General features: G+C 72.6%; 3 protein-coding genes. 2 read left to right on the forward strand and 1 reads right to left on the reverse strand.

The features are described from left to right. Window positions 1-678, forward strand: a 678-nt coding sequence (locus ITP53_RS54975) for a hypothetical protein (RefSeq protein ID WP_207757757.1), incomplete at its 5' end; no start/stop codon positions are given. Here ITP53_RS54975 and ITP53_RS54980 read toward each other — a convergent pair. Then, a complete protein-coding gene (locus ITP53_RS54980) occupies window positions 667-1689 on the reverse strand; it encodes an adenosine deaminase (protein ID WP_195903420.1) in 1023 nt (340 codons plus the stop codon). The genes ITP53_RS54975 and ITP53_RS54980 overlap by 12 nt on opposite strands. Before the next feature lie 107 nt (window positions 1690-1796). Between ITP53_RS54980 and ITP53_RS54985 the strand changes: the two genes are divergently transcribed. Next, the coding region (locus tag ITP53_RS54985; RefSeq protein ID WP_207757758.1) for a hypothetical protein at window positions 1797-2092 on the forward strand (296 nt) is incomplete at its 3' end.

Below are 2092 nucleotides of genomic sequence, written 5' to 3' on the forward strand. Positions count from 1 at the left end.
GGTTCCGGTCCTGTGCCCGGTGATGGGCGCGATCCGGCGCACGGCTCTCGTTCCGCCCCCGTCAGACCCCCGGACGGGCGGCTTCCCGGGCGGCGCGGGCGGCGGACGCGGTGGAAGGTCGTGGCGGCCGTGGCCGTGGTGGTCATCGCCCTCACGGCCGCCACCCCCCAGGGCCGGGCCGCCGTGGCGCACATCCTCCGGTACGCCGGAATCGAGCTCAGGATCTGCGACACCGCACCCCCGCCCGTACGGACCACCGCCCCCATGCCCGGCGAGCGCGCCGTGGCCGTCGAGGAGCTCGCCGGCCTGGCCAGGTTCGAGGTCAAGACGCTGCCCGCTCTCGGCGCCCCGCACGGCGCCACGGTGTCCGACGGCGGCCGGGTGGCGTCGATGTTCTGGGACGGCGTCAGGTTCGACCAGTTCGACGGCGGGGTGGACCCGATCTTCGTCAAGCGGAGCGGCCCGCCGTGGCCGGAGTTCGTCGAGGTCGGCGGATACCAGGGCTTCTGGCTGCCGGGACGGCATCCCCTGGGCTACATCAAGCGCTACGACGGCACCGAGGTCCCGCTGCGCCAGGCCGGCCCCACCCTGGTCTGGCAGCACGGCGAACTCGGCTACCGCCTGGAGGGCATGAAGTCCATGGAAGAGGCCATCCGCGTCGCGGAATCACTCGAATGAGCTCGTCAGCCAGTCGTCGATGCCCTTGAGCAGGTCCTTGCGCACCGACTCTGGGGCCGCCGACGCGCGTACGGACTGGCGGGCCAGCTCGGCCGTCTCCGCGTCGCTGAACCCGTAGACCTCCCTGGCCAGCTCGTACTGCCGCAACAACCGCGTGCCGAACAGCAACGGGTCGTCGGACCCGAGCGCGATCGGCACCCCCGCGTCGAACAGCCGCCGCAGCGGCACGTCGGCGGCCCGCTCGGCCACTCCCAGCCCCACGTTGGAGGTCGGGCAGATCTCGCAGCAGATCTGCCGGTCGGCCAGGCGCCCCATCAGCCAATCGTCCTCGGCCGCCCGCACCCCGTGCCCGATCCGGTCGGCCTCGAGATCGTCCAGGCACTGCGCCACGCTGCGCGGCCCCTGCAACTCGCCGCCGTGCGGCACCGACAGCAACCCACCGCGTTTCGCGATCCTGAACGCCCGCTCGAAGTCCCGCGCCGCGCCCCTGCGCTCGTCGTTGGACAGCCCGAACCCCACCACGCCCTGGCCGACGTACTGGGTGGCCAGCCTGGCCAGGGTGTTGGCGTCGAGCGGATGCCTGGTCCTGTTGGCCGCCACGACCACCGCGATGCCGATCCCCGCGTGCCCGGCCGCCTGCCGCGTGGCGTCGAGCACCAGCTCCAGGGTCGCCGTCAGCCCGCCGAACCGCTGCGCGTATCCCGAGGGGTCGACCTGGATCTCCAGCCACCGCGAACCGGCCGCCACCTCGTCCTCCGCCGTCTCGCGCAGCAGCCGGTAGACGTATTCGGGGCGGGTCAGCACGGACCTGGCGATGTCGTACAGCCGCTGGAACCTGAACCATCCGCGCTCGTCCGTGGCCCGCAGCTTCGGCGGCCAGTCCTCCTCCAGGGCGTCGGGCAGGTGCAGCCCCTGCTCCCTGGCCAGCTCGATCAGCGTGGCGTGCCGCATGGAGCCGGTGAAGTGCAGGTGAAGATGGGCCTTGGGGAGCATGTGCAGGGGCCGTGGCATCTGAATATCTTGCCACCAGGCCCCGGGACGAGTTCGCAGGTTGGCGGGACAGCGTCACCAAGCGAACGCACGGTATGGAAGCGGCAGGTTCTGGGGATCATGAGTGAATGATCTCCGAGGGGCAGGACATCGGGCAGGGACCGCGCGCGGCGCTCGCGGCCCTGGCGCTCTTTGTGACGGCACTCATCATCTACGCGCTCTTCTCCTCGGGCTTCGGGCGTCCCCAGCCCGCAGGGCCGCTGCCCGAGTCGGTCCCGCCCCTGCCGGCCGCCCCTCCGGGCGCGTCCCCGGTCGCCGAACCGGCCCGTCCCCGGACGTTCGAGGTCCTTTCCGGCGACGTCTGGCTCACGTACCTGCCGGGCGGGCTCGCGCGCCGCGGCGGGGGAGCGCTCGCGCACGGGGG

The sequence above is a fragment of the Nonomuraea cypriaca genome (assembly GCF_015645445.1).
Lineage (GTDB): Bacteria > Actinomycetota > Actinomycetes > Streptosporangiales > Streptosporangiaceae > Nonomuraea > Nonomuraea cypriaca.